This window comes from Phaeospirillum tilakii (assembly GCF_042683125.1).
Lineage (GTDB): Bacteria > Pseudomonadota > Alphaproteobacteria > Rhodospirillales > Magnetospirillaceae > Phaeospirillum > Phaeospirillum tilakii.
This window is the reverse complement of the sequence record NZ_JBHUIY010000012.1, coordinates 62,985-80,908: the sequence shown is the minus strand read 5'-3', so window position 1 is coordinate 80,908 and position 17,924 is coordinate 62,985. Positions and strand designations below refer to the sequence as shown.

Annotated in this window: 20 protein-coding genes and 1 riboswitch; of the genes, 18 read left to right on the top strand and 2 right to left on the bottom strand. The window is 71.7% G+C overall.

Features of this window, described 5'->3' with window-relative positions:
• The first annotated feature begins 73 nt into the window (after window positions 1-73).
• From ACFSNB_RS08010 to ACFSNB_RS07945, 14 genes are all read left to right on the top strand, one after another.
• Window positions 74-559: a MarR family winged helix-turn-helix transcriptional regulator gene (locus ACFSNB_RS08010; protein WP_377315634.1), complete on the top strand. Its 486-nt coding sequence runs from the start codon at window positions 74-76 to the stop codon at window positions 557-559.
• Window positions 560-755: 196 nt separating this feature from the next.
• On the top strand, window positions 756-959 hold the full coding sequence (rpmI, locus tag ACFSNB_RS08005; protein WP_377315633.1) for a 50S ribosomal protein L35: 204 nt from the start codon (window positions 756-758) through the stop codon (window positions 957-959).
• Window positions 960-962: 3 nt separating this feature from the next.
• On the top strand, window positions 963-1,319 hold the full coding sequence (gene rplT / locus ACFSNB_RS08000) for a 50S ribosomal protein L20 (protein ID WP_377315632.1): 357 nt from the start codon (window positions 963-965) through the stop codon (window positions 1,317-1,319).
• Between the two features lie 153 nt (window positions 1,320-1,472).
• Window positions 1,473-2,549 carry a phenylalanine--tRNA ligase subunit alpha gene (gene pheS, locus ACFSNB_RS07995; RefSeq protein ID WP_377315630.1) on the top strand — a complete coding sequence of 359 codons (1,077 nt, stop codon included), beginning with the start codon at window positions 1,473-1,475 and terminating at the stop codon, window positions 2,547-2,549.
• Window positions 2,546-4,942, top strand: coding sequence for a phenylalanine--tRNA ligase subunit beta (gene pheT, locus ACFSNB_RS07990; RefSeq protein ID WP_377315628.1), 2,397 nt, complete (start codon window positions 2,546-2,548; stop codon window positions 4,940-4,942). The genes pheS and pheT overlap by 4 nt, the downstream gene beginning before the upstream one ends.
• Window positions 4,939-5,553, top strand: a complete 615-nt coding sequence (locus tag ACFSNB_RS07985; RefSeq protein WP_377315626.1) for a histidine phosphatase family protein — start codon at window positions 4,939-4,941, stop codon at window positions 5,551-5,553. The genes pheT and ACFSNB_RS07985 overlap by 4 nt, the downstream gene beginning before the upstream one ends.
• A 145-nt stretch (window positions 5,554-5,698) precedes the next feature.
• On the top strand, window positions 5,699-6,343 hold the full coding sequence (locus tag ACFSNB_RS07980; protein WP_377315625.1) for a hypothetical protein: 645 nt from the start codon (window positions 5,699-5,701) through the stop codon (window positions 6,341-6,343).
• 148 nt (window positions 6,344-6,491) lie between these two features.
• On the top strand, window positions 6,492-7,103 hold the full coding sequence (locus ACFSNB_RS07975) for a BON domain-containing protein (protein ID WP_377315623.1): 612 nt from the start codon (window positions 6,492-6,494) through the stop codon (window positions 7,101-7,103).
• A gap of 16 nt (window positions 7,104-7,119) precedes the next feature.
• A complete protein-coding gene (locus ACFSNB_RS07970; RefSeq protein WP_377315622.1) occupies window positions 7,120-7,935 on the top strand; it encodes a transglutaminase family protein in 816 nt (271 codons plus the stop codon).
• A gap of 23 nt (window positions 7,936-7,958) precedes the next feature.
• Window positions 7,959-8,909, top strand: coding sequence for a glutathione synthase (gshB, locus tag ACFSNB_RS07965; RefSeq protein ID WP_377315620.1), 951 nt, complete (start codon window positions 7,959-7,961; stop codon window positions 8,907-8,909).
• A 39-nt stretch (window positions 8,910-8,948) separates the two neighbouring features.
• Window positions 8,949-9,602 carry an FMN-binding negative transcriptional regulator gene (locus tag ACFSNB_RS07960; RefSeq protein ID WP_377315618.1) on the top strand — a complete coding sequence of 218 codons (654 nt, stop codon included), beginning with the start codon at window positions 8,949-8,951 and terminating at the stop codon, window positions 9,600-9,602.
• Between the two features lie 2 nt (window positions 9,603-9,604).
• Entirely contained in the window at window positions 9,605-10,036 is a 432-nt protein-coding gene (locus ACFSNB_RS07955) for a DUF2267 domain-containing protein (protein ID WP_377315616.1), read from the top strand.
• A gap of 3 nt (window positions 10,037-10,039) precedes the next feature.
• Window positions 10,040-10,675 (top strand): HAD hydrolase-like protein, encoded by a 636-nt coding sequence (locus ACFSNB_RS07950; RefSeq protein ID WP_377315615.1) that lies wholly within the window; start codon window positions 10,040-10,042, stop codon window positions 10,673-10,675.
• A 124-nt stretch (window positions 10,676-10,799) separates the two neighbouring features.
• Entirely contained in the window at window positions 10,800-12,314 is a 1,515-nt protein-coding gene (locus ACFSNB_RS07945; protein ID WP_377315613.1) for a YifB family Mg chelatase-like AAA ATPase, read from the top strand.
• 225 nt (window positions 12,315-12,539) lie between these two features.
• Here the strand turns inward: ACFSNB_RS07945 and ACFSNB_RS07940 are convergent, their stop codons facing one another.
• Window positions 12,540-14,180: a stimulus-sensing domain-containing protein gene (locus ACFSNB_RS07940; protein WP_377315611.1), complete on the bottom strand. Its 1,641-nt coding sequence runs from the start codon at window positions 14,178-14,180 to the stop codon at window positions 12,540-12,542.
• 3 nt (window positions 14,181-14,183) lie between these two features.
• Window positions 14,184-14,882, bottom strand: a complete 699-nt coding sequence (locus ACFSNB_RS07935; protein WP_377315609.1) for a response regulator transcription factor — start codon at window positions 14,880-14,882, stop codon at window positions 14,184-14,186.
• Between the two features lie 76 nt (window positions 14,883-14,958).
• Window positions 14,959-15,181, top strand: a riboswitch (cobalamin riboswitch).
• A 90-nt stretch (window positions 15,182-15,271) separates the two neighbouring features.
• Here ACFSNB_RS07935 and ACFSNB_RS07930 point away from each other — a divergent pair.
• Genes ACFSNB_RS07930 through ACFSNB_RS07915 form a run of 4 tightly spaced genes read left to right on the top strand, consistent with a single transcriptional unit; the run spans window position 15,272 to window position 17,704 of the window.
• On the top strand, window positions 15,272-15,925 hold the full coding sequence (locus tag ACFSNB_RS07930) for an energy-coupling factor ABC transporter permease (RefSeq protein WP_377315607.1): 654 nt from the start codon (window positions 15,272-15,274) through the stop codon (window positions 15,923-15,925).
• A complete protein-coding gene (locus ACFSNB_RS07925) occupies window positions 15,922-16,197 on the top strand; it encodes an energy-coupling factor ABC transporter substrate-binding protein (RefSeq protein WP_377315605.1) in 276 nt (91 codons plus the stop codon). Before ACFSNB_RS07930 ends, ACFSNB_RS07925 begins: the two co-directional genes overlap by 4 nt.
• Window positions 16,194-16,928, top strand: coding sequence for a cobalt ECF transporter T component CbiQ (gene cbiQ / locus ACFSNB_RS07920; protein ID WP_377315604.1), 735 nt, complete (start codon window positions 16,194-16,196; stop codon window positions 16,926-16,928). The genes ACFSNB_RS07925 and cbiQ overlap by 4 nt, the downstream gene beginning before the upstream one ends.
• On the top strand, window positions 16,916-17,704 hold the full coding sequence (locus ACFSNB_RS07915) for an energy-coupling factor ABC transporter ATP-binding protein (protein WP_377315602.1): 789 nt from the start codon (window positions 16,916-16,918) through the stop codon (window positions 17,702-17,704). The genes cbiQ and ACFSNB_RS07915 overlap by 13 nt, the downstream gene beginning before the upstream one ends.
• Window positions 17,705-17,924 lie beyond the last annotated feature (220 nt).

Here is a 17,924-nt window from a genome sequence, read left to right as displayed (position 1 = left end):
GTCGCTGGGGCGTTCCACGGATATCTTGATATAAAGATAGTTTATCTTAACGTCAAGATAAATGGGGGGATCGATGGATAGGGCCGCCAGGGCCGCCGCGCAATGGGCGCGGGAACGGCCGGATCTCGAGACCGGGCCGATGGTGTTGCTGGGACGGCTGGGCGAGGCGGCGCAGGTGATCCTGCGCGACCGCCTCAACCCGCTGTTCGCCCGCTTCGGGTTGCAGCCGGGGGAATTCGACGTGCTGGCGACGCTGCGGCGGAGCGGCCCGCCTTACGCGCTGACCCCGACCGCGCTATACGAGGCGGCGATGATCTCCTCGGGCGGGATGACCAACCGGATCGACCGGCTGGAGACGGCGGGCTGGGTCGAACGGCGCCCCAACCCGGCCGATCGACGCGGCACCCTGGTCGGACTCACCGCCGCCGGCCGGACGCTGATCGACCGCGCGGTCGAGGCCCACGTCGCCAACCAGCAGGCGATCGTGCGACACCTGAGCCCGGATGAGCGCGCGCAGCTGTCGGCCCTGCTCGGCAAATTGCTGGATTCCGCCCCCTGATCGGCACTCGCCGCGCGAAGAACCAGGGAACGGGATCCAAGGGCCCCCGGCCCTTGGCGGGTGCGGGCAGAGCCCGCGCAAACCTTGCATTCGCGAGGTCCCCGCGCTATAAGCGTCGCCTTCTCCGCGCCGGCCGGGCCGTTCGGGCTGCCTGCGGCGTGACTTCAATCAAACGCTTCACTCAAGGAAAGCGCAAATGCCCAAGATGAAGACCAAGAGCGCCGCCAAGAAGCGGTTCAGCCTCACCGGCAGCGGCAAGGTCAAAGGCAACGTGGCCTTCAAGCGCCACTGCCTGTCGGCCAAGAGCCAGAAGATGAAGCGGCAGGCCCGCGGCACCTTCGTCCTGTTCAAGACGGACGGGGACAACATCAAGAAGTTCTACCTGCCGAACGGAGTCTAACCCATGGCGCACGTCAAGAGAGGCGTGACCACCCACGCCCGTCACCGCAAGATTCTCAAGCTCGCCAAGGGCTATCGTGGCCGCGCCAGCACCTGCTTCCGCGTCGCGATCGAGAAGGTCGAAAAGGCGCTGCGGTACGCCTACCGTGACCGCCGGGCCAAGAAGCGCAATTTCCGCGCTTTGTGGATCCAGCGCATCAACGCCGGCGCCCGCGCCCACGGCCTGCCCTACTCCCGTTTCATGGACGGGCTGAAGAAGGCCGGCATCGCCCTCGACCGCAAGGTGCTGTCGGACATCGCGATCCGCGAGCCGGACGCCTTCCGCGCCCTGGTCGAAAAGGCCCAGGCCGCCCTGCGGTAGGTTTCCCGCACGGGAATGATGTGGGACAGGGGCCGGCCCGTTGGGTGCGGCCCCTGTTCGCATCCGCGGCCGGCGTTCCGGCCCGACAGACAGCGCGCCAGCCCCCGGGGGCGGGCGGCCGGCGCGCCCGACAAGCGTTGAAGGAAGCGACCGATGCAAGATCTGGATCGACTGCGCGCCGAAGCGCTGGCCGCCATCGCCCAGGCGACCAGCCTTGAGCAGGTGGAAGCCGCCCGCGTCGCCGCGCTCGGCAAGAAGGGCACCATTTCCGGCCTGATGAAGGGGCTGGGCGGGATGTCGCCCGAGGAGCGCAAGGAGGCCGGCGCCCGGCTCAACCTCGCCCGCGACGAGATCGCCGCCGCCCTCGATTCCGCCCGCGCCGCGCTGGAAGCCCAGGCGCTGGCCGAACGGCTGGAGCGCGAGCGGATCGACGTCACCCTGCCGGCGCGGCCGGAAAGCCAGGGGCGGATCCATCCGATCAGCCAGACCATCGAGGAGATCGTCGAGATCTTCGCCCAGATGGGCTTCGCCGTCGCCGAGGGGCCGGACATCGAGGACGATTTCCACAATTTCACCGCCCTCAACATCCCGCCGGAGCATCCCGCCCGGCAGATGCACGACACCTTCTATTTCGGCGAGCGCGAGGATGGCGGCCGCCACCTGCTGCGCACCCACACCTCGCCGGTGCAGATCCGCACCATGCTCGCCCAGAAGCCGCCGATCCGGGTGATCGTGCCGGGCCGCACCTATCGCTGCGATTCCGACATGACCCACACCCCGATGTTCCATCAGGTCGAGGGGCTGGTGATCGACAAGGCCACCCACATGGGCCACCTCAAGGGCTGCCTGATCGAGTTCGTCCGCGCCTTCTTCGAGGTCGATGACGTGCCGGTGCGGTTCCGCCCCAGCTTCTTCCCCTTCACCGAACCCTCGGCCGAGGTCGATATCGGCTGCTCGCGCCAGGGCGGCGAGCTGCGGATCGGCCCCGGCGCCGGCTGGCTCGAGGTGCTGGGCAGCGGCATGGTCCATCCCAACGTGCTGCGCAATTGCGGGATCGATCCCGACGAGTATCAGGGCTTCGCCTTCGGCATGGGCGTCGAGCGGCTGGCGATGCTGAAATACGGCATTCCCGATCTGCGCACCTTCTTCGAGTCCGATCTGCGCTGGCTGCGCCATTACGGCTTCGCCGCGCTCGACGTTCCCACCATCGCGGGGGGGCTTACCCGATGAAATTCACCCTGTCCTGGCTCAAGGCCCATCTCGACACCACTGCGACGCTGGACGAGATCGTCGCCGCTTTGACCCGGGTCGGCCTTGAGGTCGAAGCGGTCGAGGACCCGGCCAGCCGGCTGGGCGGCTTCATCGTCGGCCACATCCTGTCGGCCGACCGCCATCCCAACGCCGACCGGCTCCAGGTCTGCATGGTCGCCACCGGCACCACCACCCTCCAGGTGGTGTGCGGCGCCCCCAACGCGCGGGCCGGCCTCAAGGTGATCCTGGCCCAGCCCGGGGTGGTGATCCCGGTCACCGGCGAGGCGCTGAAGAAGGGCGCGGTGCGCGGGGTCGAAAGCCAGGGAATGATGTGCTCCTGGCGCGAACTGGCGCTGGGCGAGGACCATCACGGCATCGCCGAGCTGGACCCGGCGACCCCGGTCGGCGCCGCGCTGACCGAGGTGGTGCCGTTCGACCCGATGATCGACATCTCGGTGACGCCCAACCGCGCCGACTGCCTCGGCGTGCGCGGCATCGCCCGCGATCTCGCCGCCGCCGGCCTCGGTACGCTCCGGCCGCTGACGGTCGAGCCGGTGCCGGGCGGCTTCGCCAGCCCGATCGGGGTCAAGCTCGACTTCACCCCCGAGACCGCCACTGCCTGCCCGCTGTTCGCCGGCCGCCTGATCCGCGGCCTCAGCAACGGCGAAAGCCCGCAATGGCTGAAGGACCGGCTGAGCGCGATCGGCCTGCGCCCGATCTCGGCGCTGGTCGACATCACCAACTTCTTCACCTTCGACCTCAACCGGCCGCTGCATGTGTTCGACGCCGGCCGGGTCGAGGGCGACATCGTCGCCCGCCTCGCCCGCCCGGGCGAGACCCTGGCCGCGCTCAACGGCAAGACCTACGCGCTTGACGGCGAGATGACGGTGATCGCCGATTCCACCGGCCCGCTCGCCCTCGGCGGGGTGATGGGTGGCGAATCCTCGGGCTGCACCGAGACCACCAGCGCGGTGTTCCTCGAGGCCGCTTATTTCGACCCGGCCCGCACCGCCGGCACCGGCCGCCGCCTCGATCTGCTGTCCGACGCCCGCTTCCGCTTCGAGCGCGGGGTCGATCCGGCCTTCGTCGTGCCGGCGCTGGAACTGGCGACGCGGATGATCCTCGACCTGTGCGGCGGCGAGGCGTCGGAGCCGGTGATCGCCGGCACCGAGCCCGACTGGCAGAAATCGATCGTGCTGCGCCCCGGCCGCGTCGCCGCCCTCGGCGGGATCGCGGTGGCGCCGGAGCGGCAGGAGGCGATCCTGCACGCGCTCGGCTGCGCGGTGGCCGAACATGGCGACGGGCTGCTGGTCAACCCGCCGTCCTGGCGCGGCGACATCTCGGGCGAGCATGACCTGATCGAGGAAATCGTCCGCATCGTCGGCTACGATTCGATCCCGGCCACCCCGCTGCCGCGCCCGTCGATGCCCCGCCCGGTGCTGACCCCGGCCCAGCGCCGGGTCGGCTGGGTGCGGCGCCAGCTCGCCGCGCGCGGGCTGGTCGAAAGCGTCACCTGGTCGTTCCTGCCCCAGGCGCTGGCCGCCCGCTTCGGCGGCGGCGACCCCGCTTTGCGGCTGGCCAACCCGATCTCGGCCGATCTCGACGCGATGCGGCCGTCGCTGCTGCCCAATCTCGCCACCGCCGCCGGCCGCAACGCCGATCGCGGCCTGCGCGATTTCGGCCTGTTCGAGATCGGGCCGCAGTTCGACGGCCCCGAGCCGGGCCAGCAGCGGCTGGTCGCCGCCGGCCTGCGCGCCGGCCGGGCGGCCGGGCGGCACTGGAGCGGCGCGCCGCGTCCGGTCGATGCCTTCGACGCCAAGGCCGACCTGCTGGTGGCGATCGCCGCCGCCGGCCTGTCGCCCGACGGCCTTGTCACCGTCGCCGAGGCGCCGTCCTGGTACCATCCCGGCCGCGCCGGCACCCTGCGGCTCGGCAACAAGCCGGTGGCCCATTTCGGCGAGCTGCATCCCGGCGTGCTGGCCGAACTGGGGATCAAGGGGCCGCTGGTCGGGTTCGAACTGTTCCTGTCCGCCCTGCCGCCGCTGAAGGCCAAGCCGAGCCGGGCCCGGCCGCTGCTGAAGGCCTCGGCCTTCCAGCCGCTTGAGCGCGACTTCGCCTTCGTGCTCGACAGCACGGTGCCGGCCGAGCAGGTGCTGCGCGCCGCCCGCAACGCCGACAAGGCGCTGATCGGCGACGTCACCGTGTTCGACCTCTACGAGGGCAGCCATCTGCCCGCCGGCAAGAAGTCGCTGGCGATCAACGTCACCCTCCAGCCGACCGACCGCACCCTGACCGACGAGGACATCGAGGCGGTCTCGGCCAAGGTGGTGCAGGCGGTGATCAAGGCCAGCGGCGGCGAGCTGCGCGGATGAGCGGGGCGGCCTCCGGCCCGGTCATCCTGCTGCTGCGCCACGGCGAGACGGTCTCCAACCTGGAAAAGCGGGTCCAGGGCCACGCCGATTCGCCGCTGACCCCGGCCGGCATCGCCCAGGCCCGCCGCGCCGGCCGCACCGTCGCCGCCCTGACCGGCGGCGGCGCCGGGTGGCGGGTGGTGTCGAGCCCGCTCGGCCGCTGCGCCTGCACCACCGGGATCCTGTGCGAGATCGCCGGGCTCGATTTCCGCCGGGTGGGGTTCGATCCCCGGCTGGCCGAGATCGACACCGGCCCGTTCTCGGGCCAGACCAAGGCCGACCTGGAGCAGGCCCACCCCGACCTGATGCGCGGCGGCGGGCTCGACCATTGGGCGTTCAAGGCCCCGGGCGGCGAAAGCCATGCCGCCCTGTCGGCCCGGCTGACCGACTGGCTGGGCACGCTGGCCCCCGACGACCGGGTGGTGGCGGTCAGCCACGGCATCGCCGGGCGGGTGCTGCGCGGCCTCTATCTCGGCCAGGACCCGGACGCGGCGATGCGGGCCGAATCCCCGCAGGAGGCGCTGTTCCGGCTGGCGGGCGGCACGGTCGAGCGGATCCCCTATTTGCCCTGAGCCGGACCATCCGGCATGCGGCTTGCAAGGCCATTGGTCGTCATGGCGGCGGGCGAAGTCCCGCAACCGTCACCACCCGACCATGGCCGGCAAACTCTGCCCGAATGGCAGAATCTGCCGGGTCGCCAAGAGATGGACCGCGACCATGAGCATCAATTTTCAAGTCGATTCGACCCGGGACGCCACGTCCTATTCCCGCACCGCCGCCACCGATACCGGCAAGCAGGGCGACGGCACCTTCGCCGCCTCGCTCGAATCGGCGACCTCCGCCCTGTTCGCCTCCGCCGAGGAGGAACGCGATTTCGCCGCCAACCTGACCAAGCGATTGCAGGCGGCGGGGATCGACACCTCGAAACCGATCGCGCTGACCACCGACAGCACCGGCGCGGTGATCGCCAAGGACGGCACCACCGACAAGGACAAGATCGACGCGGTGTTCGCCGCCGATCCGGTGCTGGCCAACGAATACCGCAAGGTCGCCAGTACCGAGACGCTGCGTGCGCTCGGCACCGTCTACCAGCCCTACGCCAGGGACTATCAGGCCGCCGGCAACGACGCCGCCCGCGCCTCGGTGTGGCAACGCTATCAGGGGCCGTTCCGCGCGGTCGAGGCCGCCGGCAACGAGCTGACCCTGTCCGACGGCACCCTGACCTCGCGCGCGGTCGAGGTGGCCCAGGCCGCCGTCTCGACGATGAGCGCCGCCCAGGGGCTGCCGGCCGGTCTGGTCGCCCAGGTCGAACGCTCGAACCAGGACAGCCTGATGGACGCGGTCGGCGGCGGGAAGGACTGATCCCCCGGCGGGAGCGGCGACCGGCCCCGATCGCCGCTCCCGCCCCGTCGGGCCGGATGCCCCGGCGCCCCCTGGCGAAAGGTGCCTTCCGGCTCCCGAACGATCCCGGTACACTGCCGGCTCTCTGCCGCCTTCGGAGGATTGCGTCTTGTCTGCTGCGCGCCCCCTGACCGCCCTGGCGATCGCGACCGCGGTCGGAGCCCTGCTGTCGGGCTGTGTCCCCACCGTTCTCAGCGCCGGCGCCAATGTCGGCGTCGCCGCCGCCGAGGAACGCGGCCTCAGCGGTTCGGTCGATGATTTCAAGATCCGCACCGAGATCAGCCGGCTGTGGTTCGACAAGAACGCCGACATGTTCAACAAGGCCACCCTCAACATCAGCGAGGGCCGGGTGATGCTGACCGGGGTGATGCCCACCGCGCAGATGCGCGACGACGCGGTCAAGATCACCTGGCAGGTCGCCGGGGTGCGCGAGGTCTACAACCACATCATCGTCCGCCCCCCCGAGCAGGAGGGCAACAGCAGCATGGCCAACGATGCCTGGATCCGCCAGAAGATGAAGGCCCGGCTGCTGGGCGACAGCGAGATCACCAGCATCAATTACGAGGTCGACGTCACCGACGCGGTGATCTACCTGATCGGCATCGCCCAGAATCAGGCCGAGCTGAACCGCGTCGTCGATCAGGCCCGCGACATCAGCGGGGTGCGGCGGGTGGTGCACCACATCATCCTCAAGAACGATCCGCGCCGGGTCGGGCGATGAGCACAAAGGGACCCGAATGAGCGCGGGGGCGGCGCTGGCCGACCGCCTCGCCGCGCTCGGCCGTCTCGACGACGCCGCCTTCCCCCCGGCCGAGGCGGCGCTGGCGCTGGCCGGGCTGTCGCGCCCGGCCGACCGCGCCGCCTTGCCCCGCCGGCTGGCCCGGCTTGACTCGCTGGCGGCCGAACTGCGCCGCGCCGTCGGCGGCCGCGCCGATCCGGCGGTGCCGGCCGCCGCCTTCGCCGCCCTGCTCGACCCCGCCGCCGCCGACGAGAGCGAGGCCGGTGATTTCGGCGCGGCGGTCGAACGCCGCCACGGCCCGCCCGAGGCGCTGGCCCTGCTGCTGCTCGCGGTCGGCCGGCGCGGCGGCGTCGATCTCCACCCGCTGGCCTTTCCCGCTCGCCTGCTGCTGCGGATCGACGGCGCCGACGGCCAGCGCCGCATCCTCGACCCGGCCGATCCGGCCCGGCCGCTGACCGCCTGCGACCTGCGCGCGTTGCTGAAGGCCGGCTGCGGCCTCGACCGCGAATTGCAGCCCGACCATTTCCACCCGCTCGGCAACCGCGCCGTGCTGGCGCGGCAGCAGCAGGCGGTCCGGGCCGAGCTGCTGCGCCAGGGCCGGCTCGACGACGCGCTGGCCCTGGTCGAGGATCTGCTGCGGGTGGCGCCCGACCAGACCGGGCTGTGGCGCGAGGCCGGACTGATGCATCTGCGCCGGGGCCATCGCGGCGACGCCCTGGCCGCGTTGCAGCAATTCGTCCAGCGCACCGGCGACGCCCGCGCCCGCGCCCGCACCCTGTCGCTGATGGCCGACCTGCGCGCCCGGCCATTCTGATGTCCCCCCGACGGAGCCTGCCGATGTCCCTTCTCGTCGCCTTCCAGATGGACCCGATCGATTCAATCGATTTCGAGGGCGATTCGACCCTCGCCCTCGCCCTTGAGGCGCAGCGGCGCGGCCACCGCCTGCTGCATTACCTGCCGGGCGCCCTGTCCTGGCGCGACGGCACGGTCGAGGCGGTGGTCCGCCCGCTCGAGGTCCGCGCCGTGCGCGGCGACCATTTCACCCTCGGCACCGCCGAGCGGATCGATCTCGCCACCACCGACGTGGTGCTGATGCGCCAGGATCCGCCGTTCGACCTCGGCTACATCACCGCCACCCACCTGCTGGAGCGGATCCACCCCCGCACCCTGGTGGTCAACGACCCGGCCGAGGTGCGCAACGCCCCGGAAAAGCTGCTGGTGACGCTGTTCCCCGAATTGATGCCGCCGACCCTGATCAGCGCCGATCCCCAGGCGATCGCCGCCTTCCGCGCCGAGCACGGCGACATCATCGTCAAGCCGCTGTTCGGCAATGGCGGCGCCGGGGTATTCCACCTCGCCCCCGGCGACGAGAACCTCAATTCCCTGCTCGACCTGTTCCGCCAGATCGCCCCGCGCGAGCCGCTGATGGTCCAGCGTTACCTGCCGGCGGTGCGCCAGGGCGACAAGCGGATCATCCTGGTCGAGGGCGAGCCGGTCGGCGCGGTCAACCGGGTCCCGGCCGAGGGCGAGGCCCGCTCCAATCTCCATGTCGGCGGCGCGGCGCGCCCCACCACCCTGACCGCGCGCGAACGCGAGATCTGCGCCGCGATCGGCCCGACCCTGCGCCAACGCGGCCTGCTGTTCGTCGGCATCGACGTGATCGGCGATCACCTGACCGAGATCAACGTCACCTCCCCCACCGGCATCCGCCAGATCGACCGCTTCGACGGGGTCAACCTCGCCGGGCTGGTGTGGGACGCGATCGAGGCCCGCCGCGCCGCCGGCTGAGCGGCGGCGCGGGCCCACCCCCGCCCGGAAGGTTGTCCGATGTACACGCCCCCCAAATTCAGGGAAACCCGGCTGCCGGTTCTGCAGGAGGCCATCCGTCAGGCGCGGCTGTCGATCCTGGTGACCCAGGACCAGGGCGAACTGGAGGCCAGCCACGTCCCGGTCTGGCTCGACCCGTCCGAGGGAGAACAGGGCACGCTGTACGGCCATCTCGCCCGCGCCAATCCGCAGGGGCGGCGGCTGGGGCGGGTGGGGACCGGGCTGATGATCTGTCCCGGCCCGGACGCTTATGTCACCCCCTCCTGGTATCCGTCGAAGGCGGAAACCGGCCGCGTCGTGCCGACCTGGAACTATGTCGCGGTCCACGCCAGCGGGACGGTGGAATTCTTCGCCGATCCGGACCGGCTGCGCGCCCTGCTGACCCGGCTGACCGACCGGCACGAGACCGGCCGCCCCCGACCCTGGTCGCTCGCCGACGCGCCCGCCGATTATCTGGCGGGGCAATTGGCCGGCATCGTCGGTTTCCGGCTGGAAATCACCCGGCTCGAAGGCAAGTGGAAACTGAGCCAGAACCGCTCCGCCGCCGACCGCCAGGGGGTGATCGACGGTCTGGGCCAGGAGCCCGACCCGCTGGCCGCCGCCATCGCCGCCCGGATGAGCGCGCCGCAGGCCGATGGAACCGGGGGACCGTAACGATGCCGATCCCGATGGAGCTGTCCCACGCCTCGGAGGAGTTCGAACGCTTCCTTGCCGCCGCGCGCGACCTGTCCGGCCTGACCACCCGCAACCAGACCTACACCATGACCCAGGCGGTGCTGCTGGTGTTCCGCCACCGCCTGTCGCTGGCCGAGGCGATCCGTTTCGCGGCGGTGCTGCCGCCGGTGCTGCGGGCGATCTTCGTCGCCGACTGGGATCCCGACCAGCCGCCCCGCCCCTGGACCGACCGCGCCAGCCTGACCCGCGAGGTCCAGTCCTGGCGCCGGGATCACAATTTTTCTCCCGACAGCGCGATCGGCGACGTCGCCCGCGCCCTGCGCCAACAGGTGGACCCGGCCGCCTTCGCCCGGGTGCTGGCGCCCCTGCCGCCCGGGGCGGCGGCGTTCTGGCGCGATGAACCGGCGGCCTGAGCGATGCGGCGCTTCCACCTCGCCATCTTCGATTTCGACGGCACCCTGGCGGATTCCTTTCCCTGGTTCACCGGAGTGCTCAATCAGGTCGCCGCCCGCTACCGCTTCCGTCCGGTGGCGGACGGCGAGGTCGCGACCCTGCGGCGGCTCGATGCCCGCCAGATCCTCGCCCACCTCGCCGTGCCGGGCTGGAAGGTGCCGCTGATCGCCGCCCATATGCGCGCCCTCCAGGCCCGCGCCGACATCCAGCCGTTCGCCGGGCTGCCCGCTCTACTTGAGGAGCTCGCCGACGGCGGGTTGCGCCTCGCCTTGGTCAGCTCGAACCAGGAGGCCAACGTTCGCCGCATCCTCGGGCCCGAGCTGTTCGGGCGGTTCGAGCAGGTCGAATGTGGCGCCGGCCTGTTCGGCAAGGCCGCCCGTCTGCGCCGGGTCGCCACCCGCGCCGGGCTGCCGAAGCACCAGATCGCGGCGGTCGGCGACGAAATCCGCGACATTGAGGCCGCCCACGCCGCCGGGCTGGTATCGGTCGCGGTGGGGTGGGGGTACACCGACGTTGAAGCACTGGCGGCGCGGCGGCCGGAGCATCTGGCCCGCAATCTCGGCGAATTGCGGGGGATTCTAGCCGGCTGCGCCGGCTGAGCGTGGGCGCCGCCCACACCCGCCAAGGGCCAGGGGCCCTTGGAACCCTTTGCGACCGAGGGGCGAGGCGGCATAATGGCCGCCCGCCCCAAGCGAGTCCGCTCGCATCACCCGCCGAGTTGCAATGACCGCCCACGCCGCCACCGTCGCCTTTGCCGGGATCGAGTGCCTGGAGATCGACGTTCAGGTTCAGATCGCCGCCGGGCTGCCCGCCTTCACCGTGGTCGGGCTGCCCGACAAGGCGGTGGGGGAAAGCCGCGAGCGGGTGCGCGCCGCCTTCAATTCCCTCGGCCTCGCCTTGCCGCCAAAGCGGATCACCGTCAACCTCGCCCCGGCCGACCTGCTGAAGGAGGGCAGTCACTTCGACCTGCCGATCGCCCTCGGCCTGCTGTCGGCGATGGAGGTGATCCCCCAGGACGAGATCGGCGGCTATGTCTCGCTCGGCGAACTGGGGCTCGACGGGCGGCTGGCGCCGGTGGCCGGAGTGCTGCCGGCGGCGATCGCCGCCCGCGCCGCCGAGCGCGGCCTGATCTGCCCGGGGCCGCAGGGGGGCGAGGCGGCCTGGGCCGGCGGGATCGAGGTGCTGGCCCCCGCCTCGCTGCTGGCGCTGATCAATCATTTCAAGGGCACCCAGGTGTTGAGCCCGCCCGAGCCGCGCATCGCCGACGATGACGGCGCCGCCCCCGATTTGCGCGACGTCAAGGGCCAGGAGACCGCCAAGCGGGCGCTGGAGATCGCCGCCGCCGGCGGCCACAACCTGCTGATGATCGGCCCGCCCGGCTCGGGCAAGTCGATGCTGGCGGCCCGGCTGCCCGGCCTGCTGCCCGACCTCGAACCGGCCGAGGCGCTAGAGGTCAGCATGATCCACTCGGTCGCCGGCCAGTTGGCCGAGGGCCGGCTGCTGCGGCGGCGGCCGTTCCGCAACCCGCACCATTCCGCCTCGGTACCGGCGCTGATCGGCGGCGGCCAGCGCGCCAAGCCGGGCGAGGTGTCGCTGGCCCATCTCGGCGTGCTGTTCCTCGACGAATTGCCGGAATTCCAGCGCGCCGCGCTCGAAGCCCTGCGCCAGCCGCTGGAAACCGGCCGCGCCGTGATCGCCCGCGCCAACGCCCATGTCGCCTATCCCGCCCGGATCCAGTTGGTGGCGGCGATGAATCCCTGCCGCTGCGGCCATCTCGGCGATCCGGCCCTGGCCTGCGCCAAGGCGCCGAAATGCGCCCAGGACTACCAGTCGCGCATTTCCGGCCCGCTGTTCGACCGCATCGACCTGCATGTCGAGGTGCCGGGGGTCAGCCCGGCCGACCTGGCCTTGCCGCCGCCGGCCGAGGGCTCGGCCGAAATCGCCGCCCGGGTCGCCGCCGCCCGCGCGATCCAGGCCGAACGCTATCGCGGCCTGCCGATCCGCACCAACGCCGAGGCCGATGGCGACCTGCTGGAACGGGTCGCCGCCCCCGACGAGGCCGGCCGCCGCCTGCTGACCGAGGCGGCGGAGCGGATGCACCTGTCGGCACGCGGCTGGCACCGCGTCCTGCGCGTCGCCCGCACTTTGGCCGACCTGTCCGGCACCGAGCGAATCGGCCGCCTCCAGATCGCCGAGGCCTTGTCCTATCGCCGGATGATGCCGGGCCGGGGGCGCTGATACGGGGCTGCCGCCTCCAAACCGCCCCCGGCTCATCTCGGCTTTCGGGGGGATGTGGGCTCCGCCCACGCCCGCCAAGGGCCGCAAGGCCCTTGGATCCCATTGGGGGTCGGGCGCGGAACGGCCTGTCAGCTTGGGCGCGGATGTTTGCCGCGCGAAGGACAAGGAAAGGGTTCCAAGGGCCTTGCGGCCCTTGGCGGGGGCGGGCAGAGCCCGCGTAACGTGTTACCCCCCGGCGCGATCCGGCAGTTCGACGATGAAGCGGGCGCCGCCTTCATCGCGGTTTTCGGCGCGGATCCGGCCGCCATGGGCCTCGACGATCTGGCGCGAGATCGACAGGCCGAGGCCGGAATGGGTACCGAACTTCTCGCCTTCCGGCCGTTCGGTATAAAAGCGGTCGAAGATCGCATCGAGCTTGTTGGGGGGGATCCCCGGCCCCTGATCCTCGACCGTCACCCGCACCCAGCCGCCGCCCCGGACGGCGACCAGCCGGATCACCCCGCCGGGCGGGCTGAACGACATCGCGTTGGTGATCAGGTTGCGCAGCACCTGGACCAGCCGGGATTCGATCCCCCACACCGCCAGCGGATCGTTGGCCGGGCGGTCGAGGGTGAAGGTCGGGCCGGATTCGGCCCCGGTGACGCGGTAGACCTCGAACAGGGTGTCGAGCATCGCCGCCACCGCCACCGCGCCGGCCTCGGCGCGCGACATCTCGGCGTCGATGCGCGAGGCGTCGGAAATGTCGCTGATCAGCCGGTCGAGCCGGCCGACATCGTCCTGGATGATCGCCATCAGCCGGCGGCGGCGGTCGGGATCCTCGATCCGCGCCGCCGTCTCGACCGCCGAGCGCAGCGAGGTCAGCGGATTCTTGATCTCGTGGGCGACATCGGCGGCGAAGGCCTCGATCGCGTCCATCCGCCGCCACAGCGCCTCGGTCATCTCCTTCAGCGCCACCGACAGCTCGCCGATCTCGTCGCCGCGCCGGGACAGATCGGGGATCAGCGCGGCGCGGCCCTGGCCATGGCGCACCCGCTCCGCCGCCAAGGCGAGGCGGCGCACCGGGCGGGCGATGGTGCCGGCGAGATAGAGCGACAGCCCGACCGTCAGCGCCAGCGACAGCAGGAAGGCCTGGAAGATGGCGAGGCGGATCTGGAACAGCGAGCGGGCGATGCCGTTGCCCTCGGCGCTGATCAGCACCGCGCCGCGCACCTGCTTGTAGCGTTGGACCGGCACCGCCACCGACAGCACCAGCCCGCCGCCCTTGCGGGTGCGGACCTGGGCGCCGCTGCGGCCCTCCAGCGCGGTCGCCACCTCGATGAAATCGCTGGCCCGCGCCCGGGGCGGATCAAGATAGAGCGGCAAGGCGCGGTCGAACCGCATCCAGTGGGCCAGCCGTTCCCAGCCGATGCGCAGGGTGTCGAACCAATGCGGATCATGCGGCGGCGGCAGCAGCTCGACATGGACCAGCCCGACCGCGCCGAAGCGGAAGCGCGAATCCGCCACCAGCTCGCCGCCGGCGCCGAACAGCCGCACCCGCAGCCGGGCCGGCTCGGCCAGCCGGCGCACCATCTGCCGCGCGGTCTCGGCATTGAATTCGAGGCCCTCGCCCTCGCCCTCGATCAGCGCGCCCTCGCCGACGGCGGCGGCGACCATCTGCGCCTGGGTGGCGAGGCCGTCGAGTTCGGAGCGGATCAGCCCCTGCTTGTAGCGGTCGAGATAGAGCAGTCCGCCCACCAGCACCACCGGGGCCAGCAGGTTGACGGCGAGGATGCGGCGGGTCAGCGGCGAGGCCAGCAGCCGCCAGCGCGGCCAGCGGCGGCGGGGCGGCCCCTCGGCCGGACCGGCGACGGCCGGCGCGGTCTTCACGCCCTATTCCTCGCGGTAGCGATAGCCGACCCCATACAGGGTTTCGATCTGGGCGAACGACTCGTCGACCTCGCGGAACTTCTTGCGCAGCCGTTTGACGTGGCTGTCGATGGTGCGGTCGTCGACATAGATCGATTCGCCATAGGCGGCATCGATCAGCTGGTCGCGGCTCTTGACGTGGCCGGGGCGGATCGCCAGCGCCTTCAGCAACAGGAACTCGGTGACGGTCAGATCGACGCCGTGACCGTTCCAGGTGCAGGCATGGCGGGCGGAATCGAGCAGCAGCGGCCCCCGGGTGATCACCTCGCTCACCGCCTCGGCCCCGCCGGCGGCGTTGGCCTCGATCCGGCGGATCAGGGCGCGGATCCGTTCGATCAGCAGCTTTTGCGAGAACGGCTTCTTGATGTAATCGTCGGCCCCCATCCTGAGGCCGAGCAGTTCGTCGATCTCGTCGTCCTTGGAAGTGAGGAAGATCACCGGCAGCGACGATTGGCGGCGCAGCCGCTGCAACAGCTCCATCCCATCCATCCGCGGCATCTTGATGTCGAGCAAAGCGAGATCGGGCGGCTGGGCGGTCAGCCCGCGCAACGCCTCGGCCCCGTCGGTGTAGGTGCGCACCTTGAAGCCCTCGGCTTCCAGCGCCATCGACACCGAGGTCAGGATGTTGCGGTCGTCATCGACCATCGCGATGGTATGGGTCAAGGGGGGAAAACTCCGTCACTGCCGTGCCGGGCAGGATAGCAGGATGGTCGAGGTTTGCATCGGGATCGTGGCGAAATTATAGTTGGGGGACGATGGTTCCCCGCCGGCCGCCGCCGACGGGGTGAAAATGGGAACGCGGTGCGGCCCGGCCTGGGCCAAATCCGCGACTGCCCCCGCAACTGTAGGCGGAGAGGCACGGGTCCCCCTCAAGCCACTGGCCCCCGCGCGGGGGGCTGGGAAGGCCGGACCGGTGCCGACGACCCGCAAGTCAGGAGACCTGCCATCGCGAGAGTCGCCGTGAGCCTGCCGGACGGGGTGTGCCGGGAGGTCGAACAGAATTCCGTTTCGCGGCGGCATTTTGCCCTCTCGACGAACGGAGTCCGTCCCGAATGCATATCATGGAAGGTTTTTTGCCGGCGCCGCACGCGCTGGCCTGGAGCGCCGCCGCCGCGCCCTTCGTCGCCGCCGGCGCCTGGAAGCTCAAGCGGATCGTCACCGACCACCCCGAGGCGCGGCTGCAACTCGCCGCCGCCGGGGGCTTCGCCTTCGTGCTGTCGGCGCTGAAGCTGCCGAGCGTCACCGGCTCCTGCTCGCATCCGACCGGCACCGGGCTCGGCACCGTGCTGTTCGGCCCGTCGGTGATGGCGGTGCTGGGCGGCATCGTCCTGCTGTTCCAGGCCCTGCTGCTGGCCCATGGCGGCCTGACCACGCTCGGCGCCAACATCATGTCGATGGCGGTGGCCGGGCCGTGGGTGGCCTTCGCGGTGTGGAAGGGCTCGAACGCCCTCGGCCTGCCGGCGGCGGTGGGGATCGCCCTGGCCGCCGCGCTGGGCGACCTCGCCACCTATCTGGTCACCTCGGCCCAGTTGGCGCTGGCCTTCCCCGACCCGGTATCGGGCTTTGCCGGGGCCTACCTCAAGTTCGCCGGCATCTTCGCCCTGACCCAGGTGCCGCTGGCGGTGGCCGAGGGGCTGGTGACGGTGGTGGTGATCAATGCCCTGGCCGGTCGCGGCCTGGTGCCGGGTGTGGGAGACAAGGCATGAGCGCGCGCCTCAATCTGTTGCTGCTGGGCCTCGCCGCCCTGATCGTCGCCGCCCCGCTGGTGCTGCATCCCGGCACCGAATACAGCGGCACCGACGATGCCGCCCGTGACGCGGTGGCCACCGTCGCCCCGTCCTATACCCCGTGGGCCGAGCCGCTGTGGGAGCCGCCGGGCAAGGAGATGGAAAGCCTGCTGTTCGCCGTGCAGGCGGCAATCGGCGCGGGGCTGGTCGGCTATGCCATCGGCCGCCGCCAGGGAAGCCGCGCGAAGTGAGTCTGACGATCGACCGGCTGGCGAGCGCCAGCCGGTGGCGCCAGCGTGGGCTGGGGGAGAAGAGTCTGCTCGCCCTCGGCCTGCTCGCGCTGACGCTGGCCCTGCCGCCCTGGCCGGCGGCGGGGCTGGTGCTGGCGATCGCCTGGACGGCGGCGCTGGCTGGCGCCCGGGTGCCGCCCGGGGCGTGGCTGCGGCTGGTGGCGGCGCCGTTCGGCTTCGCCCTCACCGCCACCGCCGCGCTGGCGGTGCAGATCGGCCCCAACGGCATCGCCCTCGCCGCCGATGGCGGGCGCGCCGCCCTGCTCGCCTTGCTGCGGGCAAGCGCGGCGCTGTCCTGCCTGCTGCTGCTGGCGGTGACCTGCCCGGCGCCCGATCTGGTGCGCGGCCTGCGCCGGCTCGGCGTGCCGGCCGAAATCGTCGAGATCGCCCTGCTGATCTGGCGCTTCCTGCTGCTGCTGCTCGACTCCGCCGCCGCGATCCGCACCGCCCAGGCCGCCCGGCTGGGCTGGCAGGGCTGGCGCCGGTCGCTGCGCTCGCTCGGCCTGCTGATCGCGTTGTTGCTGCCCCGGGCGATGGAACGGGCGCGGCGGCTGGAGGTCGGCCTCGCCGCGCGCGGCTTCGATGGCAGCCTGCCGGTGCTGCGGCCGGCGGCGGCGCTGTCCTGGGGCTTCATCGCCGCCACCCTGACGCTGGAGGCCGGCATCGCCGGAATCGGGCTATGGTGGAACTGACCCTGGAGGCGCGCGGGCTGGTGTTCGGCTGGCCCGGCGGCGGCCGCGCCCTCGACGGGCTCGACCTCCGGGTGGCGCGCGGCCGCACCCTGGCGATCCTCGGTCCCAACGGCGCCGGCAAGAGCACCCTGCTGCTGCATCTCAACGGCACCCTGCGGCCGGCGGCGGGCGAGGTCCGCCTCGGCGGCGCCCCGGCCGGTTATCACCGCGCCGCGCTGGCGGGGTGGCGGCGGCGGGTCGGGCTGGTGTTACAGGATCCCGACGACCAGTTGTTCGCCGCCACCGTTGCCGAGGACGTCTCGTTCGGTCCGCTCAATCTCGGCCTGCCCCCGGCGGCGGCGGCGGAACGGGTGGACGAGGCGTTGGCCGCGCTCGGCATCCCCGATCTGGCCGATCGTCCCCCCCATCACCTGTCGTTCGGGCAGAAGAAGCGGGTGGCGATCGCCGGAGCGGTGGCGATGCGGCCCGAAGTGCTGCTGCTCGACGAACCGCTGGCCGGACTCGATCCGGGCGGCGGCACCCGCCTGCGCCGGCTGCTGGCCGGACTGGCCGCCGCCGGCACCACCCTGGTGCTGACCACCCACGACGTCGATCTGGCCTGGATGCTGGCCGACGAGGTGGCGCTGTTCGTCAAGGGCCGGACCCTGCGCCAGGGAGCGGCGGCGGAAATCCTGGCCGACCGGCCGTTGCTGGCCGAGGCCGGGCTGGAGCCGCCATTGCTGCTGGAACTCGGCTTCGCCAGCCGCGAGGAGGCACTGGCCCAACGGGGGAAATAGGCGGGGCTGCCGCCCCACCACCCCGCTCGGGGAGCAGAGCTCCCCGACCCCCTCCCTTTTTCATCGATGAAAACAAAGGGGGTCCGGGGCATCGCCCCGGCCGGGCCCGCGGGCGAGAGCCCGCGTAACGTTACGGTATGCGCGCAAAGCGCGCGGGCGGGAGCCCGCGTAACGTTACGGTATGCGCGCGAAGCGCGCGGGCGGGAGCCCGCGTAACGCC